The 7884-nt window shown below is 42.4% G+C and carries 7 protein-coding genes; all 7 read right to left on the bottom strand.

The genetic code is table 11. The features are described 5' to 3' along the window. The coding region (locus B4033_RS05985) for a PaaI family thioesterase (protein ID WP_286832680.1) at positions 1–336 on the bottom strand (336 nt) is incomplete at its 3' end. A 47-nt stretch (positions 337–383) separates the two neighbouring features. Then, a complete protein-coding gene (locus B4033_RS05980; RefSeq protein ID WP_286832679.1) occupies positions 384–920 on the bottom strand; it encodes a DUF3237 domain-containing protein in 537 nt (178 codons plus the stop codon). A gap of 52 nt (positions 921–972) precedes the next feature. After that, the gene (locus B4033_RS05975; protein WP_286832682.1) at positions 973–2226 is read right to left on the bottom strand and encodes an OprD family outer membrane porin; all 1254 of its coding nucleotides are present in this window, start codon (positions 2224–2226) and stop codon (positions 973–975) included. 54 nt (positions 2227–2280) lie between these two features. Beyond that, entirely contained in the window at positions 2281–3420 is a 1140-nt protein-coding gene (locus B4033_RS05970) for an acyl-CoA dehydrogenase family protein (RefSeq protein WP_286832677.1), read from the bottom strand. 73 nt (positions 3421–3493) lie between these two features. Next, positions 3494–5380 (bottom strand): feruloyl-CoA synthase, encoded by a 1887-nt coding sequence (locus B4033_RS05965; protein ID WP_286832675.1) that lies wholly within the window; start codon positions 5378–5380, stop codon positions 3494–3496. A gap of 76 nt (positions 5381–5456) precedes the next feature. Continuing rightward, on the bottom strand, positions 5457–6908 hold the full coding sequence (locus tag B4033_RS05960) for an aldehyde dehydrogenase (protein WP_163170341.1): 1452 nt from the start codon (positions 6906–6908) through the stop codon (positions 5457–5459). Between the two features lie 50 nt (positions 6909–6958). Further along, complete coding sequence (locus B4033_RS05955; protein ID WP_004892382.1) at positions 6959–7792, bottom strand: p-hydroxycinnamoyl CoA hydratase/lyase; 834 nt, start codon at positions 7790–7792, stop codon at positions 6959–6961. Between the last annotated feature and the right edge of the window lie 92 nt (positions 7793–7884).

Below are 7884 nucleotides of genomic sequence, written 5' to 3'. Positions count from 1 at the left end.
CCATGCTTCACTTTCGATACTTAGAATTGTTTTTCCTTCTTTAATAAACCACGCTTTTGCCTGTACTTCACCGACTTCACATGGTCGAAAAAAATCCATCGATAAATTAATCGTCACGGCAGGTTTTGAAGTCTGATTTAGTGCTGCCAAAATCCCCATAGCATCATCAAGCATAGCGCAAATCATACCGCCTTCGATGCTACCGCGCGGATTGGTAAAGCTCTCGAGCGCAATGTAGTTCACGGTAAGTTGACGTCTTTCAGCATCCCACTGAATACTATGCCCCCCCAATAAATGATGAATTGGTGGGAGATGTTCCAGAATCTTGTTTTCCATAGTGATTAATCCTTCAATTTTTATAAATACTAATTTTTCTAATTCTTTTATTTTAAGGTGAATGCATCATAAATCACCGCCTTACCTAAACGCATTGCACTGCCTACAGCTACGGTTTGGTTTAACCAGGCATATTTTGGTGCACTGGTCTCGAATTGCATAGTCAACTTGAAATAATACTGACTTGGATCGACATCTTTACCTGTACTTAACTGTTTTAAAATTTCAGGTGAAGCATGTCGGTAACCTTTAGTCTGTAAATAAATCAATGCGCCGTCATCAGTTTTCAAAAGATATCGTGTATCGATAATCGCTAGGCCTTTGCTATCTACGATTTGCCAGTCTGCGCCATTGTTGAGAATACGTCCTCTAAATGAAGGACCTTCAAAAGTGCCGCCAGTAATCGGAATAATCCGTCTTTGTCCCATATCTGCCGTTTTGCCTAACTCCCAAACTGGAGCATTTAATTCAACCTTGAAAGTGGCCAAGGGTTCAAGTTTAAGTGGTGGAGGGGAAAACTGTGTATCTGCATAACTGAGTACAGATAGATTTAGGCCGATCCAAATGCCAAATAAATATTTCATTTATCATCCTTTAAAATAAAAAAGGCCCTAAAAACTAGAGCCTTTGAAGGTATTATTTAAATTTCCATGTGTAATCAATATTGATACGGGTTTCATTAGCCGGTTTAATATTGGCAGTAATCGGCATATCATTATCATAAATTGCATAACGTGCACGTAGCCCAAGGTTTTTCAGTGGGCCATTTTGCACGGTATAACCTATATCAAAGTCGAGTTCATCTTCCTCAAAATTGGTGCCTCCGAGTTGCGGCGCATAAATATTGCTACCATAGGTATAACGAGTCATAAAACGTAAACCCGGAACATAATCTTTAAAGTCATATTCATAACGGGCACTATAAACACGTTCTTTGGCATTTAAGAATTCGCCGGTCCATGTATCGATGGTTAAGCCTGTTTCACCGCCAGTTAGATAAGGAAAGGCTGTGTCACCTAGATGATGGAAAGTCGAAAGAATAAATTTATGGTTTTGATGCTTTAGCTCTGAGTGGCTATGGATTAGATTATTATCTACTTTACCTGCTTTAGCAGCACCATCAGCGTCACTCATATAATAACGTAGTTGACTGGTCAGCGCGGTATCATCAGTAAAGGCATACTTGTAGGTAACGCCCAATAATGATTGATGATACAGATCATCGACATCCATATGGAAAGCAGTCAATTTCCACGGATAATTGTTGAGGTCGTAATGGCCGCCGATATAATACAAATGATCTGTTTCAACCGATCTATAACGGCCGTTTACCCCAGAGATTTTAATGTTTTCATAATTGGTTGAATCACGGTGATTAACCTTGTCTATATAGGATGCTTGTAAATCGAGACCCTGCACATCTTTAGACTGAACTGCAACCCCGCGATAGGTCTGAGGTAACAGGCGCGCAGGGGAACCAACAAGTACTGGTGTCATCGGTTGTAATGTACCGATGCGGACTTCAGTTTGAGCAACTTTGGCTTTAGCCGTAATCCCAATTTCCCCATATTGATCTGCTGGCTCATTGGTTCTGGCATTACGTGGCAGGTTTCCTGTACCACCATACTTTGCATCAGCATCCAGCTTAAACCCTGCGGTGGCCAAAATGTCGATACCAAATCCAATAAGGCCTTCGGTATAACCTGACTGGGCTTTTAAAATGAAGCCTTGGCTCCAGTCCCGGAGTGCCGGATAGCGGTTTTCAACCTGGAAATCGCGATCAAAGTAGAAGTTGCGAGCCGTTAAATCCACTTTACTTTGCTTAATAAAACTATTGGCAAAAGCAGGTGTAGTTAAAAGTAAAAACGGTGTGATCCATAAATTTTTCATCATTATTTCATCCTGAAACATTATTGAAAATATTGTTTTTAAGTCATGCGTGTTTTATTTCCCCAAGAGTTCGCGTGCTACGATCTCCTTCATAATTTCATTGGTTCCCCCATAAATTTTTTGCACACGCGCATCGACGAAGAAGCGCGAAATTGGATATTCCTGCATATAGCCGTAGCCCCCAAACAGTTGCAGGAGCTGGTCAATGACTTCACATTGGGTATCAGTAATAAAATATTTCAATGCGGCCACTTCAGTCACACTTAGAGCATTTCGGCTATATAGGTCTTTACAACGTTCTACAAATGCTTCAGCTGCAAGTGCTTTAATTTGCGCTTGCGCAAGCACAAAACGTGTATTCTGGAATTGCGATAAAGCTTGACCAAAGGCTTTACGTTCAAGTACATACTCTTTAGTAATGTCAATGGCACCTTGGATTGCCCCAAGTGCCATGAGTGAAATGCTGAGACGTTCGCGTGGGAGTTCTTGCATCAGATAGCTAAAACCATGGCCTTCTTGACCCAAAAGTTGATTTTTAGGTACATGAACTTGGTCGAAAAACAGTTCAGCAGTGTCTTGGGCATGTAGTCCAATTTTTTTCAGGCCACGTCCTTTTTTCACTCCATCTAAATGAGCATCAACGAGTAAAATGGAAATGCCTTTGGCTTGTGCTTGCGGGTCAGTTTTTGCAACCAGTACGATTAAGTCGGCATGATGTCCGTTGGAAATAAAGGTTTTGGAACCGTCCACCACATAATAATCGCCACCTAAAATGGCTTGGGTACGAATTGATTGTAAATCTGAACCAGCATTGGCTTCGGTCATTGCGATCGAGGTGACTACCTCACCCGAGACCATCTTGGGTAACCAATATTGTTTTTGTTCTTCGCTACCAATATTTTGGATATAAGGGGAGACAAGTTCACTTTGCCCTCCAATACCGACTGCCAAGGCAGTAAAACCGGCTTTGGCTGTTTCCTGGACCAGCATTTGTGAATAGTGAATCGGTGCACCAAAGCCCCCGTACTCTTCAGGGACATCAACACATAAAAAACCATTGTCCCCAAGCTTGTGCCATAGTTCACGAGGGATTAAGCCTTGCTCTTCCCAAGTTTCATAAAATGGTGCAACGTGTTCTGATAAAAAACGTTGATAATTATCACGAAATAGCTCGAAATCACTATCTTTTTGCATAGAATTATCCTTAATTTGGATGCAACTGCCCAAGCAGCGCTATAAAAAGCGCTGCTAAACTCAGGGTAAGGGCTTATTGTTTAAGGGTTGGAATACGAATAATCAGTGGATTATTGACATGTTTCTCATAGAGTTCCTGCACCATGGCAGCACGACGTTTTAAAATGCCACTCTGATTTAAGTTACCTTTATCAGTGGTTTCTCCGGCATCCAGCTGTGGAGCTTCTGTCATTAAATACAGCATTGATACGGTATTTGAACTGCCAGTAGCGTCTTTATTGAAGTCCACCAGAAATTGTTTAAACCATTGCTGCACTTGAGAGTGGCTCAACACTTCTTGGGCCGTCGTGTGTTTAAGATCTAAACCGGCATATTCAGCACAAGCTGAAAGTTTCGGGAAAATCAGAAAACCAATCGCATTCAGGTTGGAACCGGTAATGCAGACATCTTGAATAAGCAGATTGCCATTAATCAGGACTTTATTCCGTAAGGTGCCCACATTAACAAAGGTGCCGGTATTGAGTTTAAAGTCTTCGGCTATACGTCCGTCATACATAAGGCCTTGGCTTGGGTCGTTTGGATCAACAAGCTTTACGGCATCGCCGGTACGGTAAAACCCTTCTTCATCGAAAATATCAGCTTGTTGTTCTTGAGGCAGACGCCAATAATGTTTCATGACATTTTTGCCACGAACACAAAATTCAAGTTTATCGCCACATGGTGCCAGTTTGACTTCACAGCCCGGCGCTGGATAGCCAATAAAGCCTGCCATGACTTTAGGACCTGTAGTAAATACACAAGATGGCGCGGTTTCTGTCATGCCTAAGCCACTCATAATACGGATGCGTTCACCGCAATGGGCTTGTGCAATCTGATCTAGACGGTTCCAACCTGCTTCAGATAGTGCAGCTCCAGCAAAAAACAATACTTTGACACGGCTAAAGAATTTTTCACGGAGTTCAGCATCCTGTTCAAGTGCTACCGTGATTTCTTCCCAACCTTTCGGTACATTTAAATATACCGTTGGTGAAATTTCTTTCAGGTTACGAATAGTTTCATCCATTTTCCCTGGCACCGGTTTGCCATCATCAATATAAATCGTACCGCCATTATAGAGCGCAATTCCGACATTATGGCTCCCCCCGAAGGTATGATGCCATGCCAACCAATCGACCAAAATCGGTGGTGTTTCCTCAAATTCAGGGAAAGTTTGCAGCAACATTTGCTGATTGGTGCAGAGCATCAAATGTGTGGTCGGTACTGCCTTTGGCATTTTGGTCGAGCCAGAGGTAAATAAAAATTTGGCAATTTGATGTTCATCAATCGTTTCGTAGTGCGCTTTAATATCTGTAATTCCAGACTCAAGAAGCGTAGAGAAAGCAATACAAGTTTTTCCACCGAGTTTGCCAGAGTTTGTAACGACTTCAATATCATCAGCATTACGGCAGTGCTCAATGGCAGTAGCAAAATCCTCCCCATCATTGGCAAAAACTAAACCTGGCGTAAGGACATCAAAGATATGTTTGAGTTTGCCAAAATCTTTGGAAATTAAAGAATAAGCAGGGGAAATAGCTGAAAATGGGATCCCTGCAAGCATTGCGCCCATGGATAAGGTGAGGTGTTCGAGATCGTTACCAGACAAAATAACAATGGGACGTTCGGTCGATAAATGCGGATATTGTTTTAAGCCTTGGGCGATACGCCATGCACGATTCGCAGTTTCTGCATATGTCAGTTCAATCCATTGACCTGAACTATCACGTTTAGCAGCGAAGACACGGTTTGGGTATGTTTCTGCGTACTGTAATAAACGATCGGTCAATTTTTGCGGATAAGGCTTAAGTTGTTCTTTGGGAGAAATGTATAAGACGTCATTCTTATATTCAACATGTGTTTCATGACCGCCTAATTTAACAAATCGTTCAGGATACTTATGTGATTGAACTGTCATGTGTGCCATTGTTATTACTCCATGTATTTTTATCTATTCTTTTTCAACGAAAAGAGTTGACTTCATGTCAACTCTCTTACTTTCGTTAAATTGGGTAGTGGCGTGGGCTGGTTTGTATGGTCACCCAACGTAATTCAGTAAACTCAGCCACAGAAACTTTACTGCCAAATCGTCCATAACCACTTTGTTTGACACCACCAAATGGCATTTGTGCCTCATCATGTACAGTGGCACCATTGATATGGCAGATACCGGATTCAATCCGTTTTGCTACGGCAAGCGCCTGTGCTAAATCTTGGCTAAACACGGCTGCTGACAAACCAAATTCAGAATCATTTGCCAATTCTACGGCGTCATCAACTGTTTTAAAGCGTTGTACTGTGCAGACAGGACCGAACGATTCTTCGGCATAAATCTGCATTTCTTTGGTGACATCAACCACTATTGTAGGTTGCATAATAGCACCTTCGATGTCCAAACCAAGTGGTAAATTTGCACCTTTTTCACGTGCATCTTCAATTAACTTCCCAATACGTTCAGCTGCTTTTAAGCTTTCCAGTACACCAAGTGGGGCATCACTCTCAAGTGGATTGCCAGCGCGAATAGTTTTGACCTTCGCCACGAGTTTTTCGATAAAAGAATCAGCAATTTTTTCATCAACAAGAACACGTTCTGTCGACATACAGATTTGACCCTGGTTAAAAAATGCACCGAAGGTCACGGCATTGACCGCTTCATCGATGTCAGCTTGATCAAGCACAATTACAGGTGCTTTTCCACCAAGTTCGAGCAGGACCGGTTTTAAATATTTTGCTGCTGTTTCAGCAATAATTCGGCCCACATGGGTTGAACCGGTAAAATTAATACGCTTGGTTAGTGGGTGGCTAATTAAGCGTTCCACAATTTGAGGGGCATCTTGGGCCGCATGAGTGATGACATTGACTACCCCATCTCCAATCCCTGCTTCATGTAACACTTCACCAATCAGACGATGTGTTGCAGGGCATGCTTCAGATGCTTTAAGGACCACAGTGTTACCACAGGCAAGAGGCATAGCTAATGCACGTGTGGCAAGAATCACAGGGGCATTCCATGGTGCCATCCCGACGATAACACCACAGGGTACGCGAATGCCCATCGCCATATTGCCCGGTACATCTGATGGAATAATACTGCCATCAATTTGTGTGGTCATAGCTGCAGCTTCGCGTAGCATATTGGCTGCAAGGTGAACATTAAAACCATACCACGTTGCAGTTGAACCTATTTCATGAATCGCACTCTGAATAAATTGTTCAGTTTTTTGATCCATCAGGTCGGCCGCTTTAAGCAGTTTTAAACGACGGTCTGTTGGAGAAAGGGCAGACCATGTTTTAAATGCCTCGTGTGCGGATTCGATCGCACGATCAACATCCGATAAAGTTGCAGCAGCACTAATTGAAGCAACTGAGCCATCGATCGGACTGATTCTTTCAAAAGTTTGTCCTGAACTTGCTGCAACGGATTGACCGTGAATAAGTAACTGTACGTTTTGCATGGCAAATGTTTCCTTACATGTCCATCATGACGAATGTGAATTGATACTGCTTAAGCAGGGCGTTTGTAAGCTTGAAGACCTGGCTTAATTGACTTGTCATCAAGGAATTGCTTCAGACCTTGTTCACGACCACCTTCATCATCACGATGATTACATTGATCCAGTTTTGCGTATAAATAATCTTCGTTTTGTTCCCAAGTCAGTTCACGGCAACGTTTGAAACCATTTTTCGCAGTACGCAGTACAACTGGATTTTTCTCAAGTAAGTTGTTGGCAAGTTCAGTTACTTCAGCACGAAGTTGAGCAAGTGGAACACTTTTATTGACTAAGCCCATATTGGCAGCTTCAACACCTGAGAAGGTCTTGCCAGTCATGATGTAGTACATCGCAGTACGGTGGCCAACTGTATCCGCCATTGCTTTGCTTACAAGGTTACCTGGTGGGATGCCCCAGTTAATTTCAGATAAACCAAAAGTAGCTTCGTCTGCAGCAATGGCAAGATCACAGGCAACCAGAGGAGAGAAGCCACCACCAAAACACCAACCGTTTACCATCGCAATTGTTGGTTTTGAATAGAAACGAAGTAAATGCCATTGCCAGCGAGATGCATCACGGCGAATACGTTCTTGGAAGATCTCCGGTTGGTTATCAACTTCGCGGAAATATTCTTTCAAATCCATACCCGCTGTCCATGAATCACCAGCGCCAGTCAAAACAAGTACTTTCGCTGCAGGGTCAAGTTCTAAGGTTTCAAGTACATCTATCATTTCTTTATTGAGTGTTGGACTCATTGCATTTTTCTTTTCTGGGCGATTTAAAGTAACCCATGCAATACCTGCATCAACTTGTACATCAACGGTTTCCCAGCGGTTTTGATAAGACATGTGTTACTCCTTAATGTTCGTTTTATGTCCTGATAGGATTTAATTTAATATCAGTTAAACTTACATTCAAGTCTAGATCGGAAGAGCGGTTC

Source organism: Acinetobacter sp. UBA3132 (genome assembly GCF_002364825.1).
GTDB classification, from domain to species: Bacteria; Pseudomonadota; Gammaproteobacteria; order Pseudomonadales; family Moraxellaceae; genus Acinetobacter; species Acinetobacter schindleri.
The sequence above is the reverse complement of the archived record's forward strand: the minus strand, read 5'-3'. Positions and strand labels throughout refer to the sequence as shown.

Excerpts from the sequence above, each read along its gene's own strand:
- B4033_RS05980 (WP_286832679.1), bottom strand. The coding sequence starts at position 920 with ATGAAATATTTATTTGGCATTTGGATCGGCCTAAATCTATCTGTACTC.
- B4033_RS05975 (WP_286832682.1), bottom strand. The coding sequence starts at position 2,226 with ATGAAAAATTTATGGATCACACCGTTTTTACTTTTAACTACACCTGCT.
- B4033_RS05970 (WP_286832677.1), bottom strand. The coding sequence starts at position 3,420 with ATGCAAAAAGATAGTGATTTCGAGCTATTTCGTGATAATTATCAACGT.
- B4033_RS05965 (WP_286832675.1), bottom strand. The coding sequence starts at position 5,380 with ATGGCACACATGACAGTTCAATCACATAAGTATCCTGAACGATTTGTT.
- B4033_RS05960 (WP_163170341.1), bottom strand. The coding sequence starts at position 6,908 with ATGCAAAACGTACAGTTACTTATTCACGGTCAATCCGTTGCAGCAAGT.
- B4033_RS05955 (WP_004892382.1), bottom strand. The coding sequence starts at position 7,792 with ATGTCTTATCAAAACCGCTGGGAAACCGTTGATGTACAAGTTGATGCA.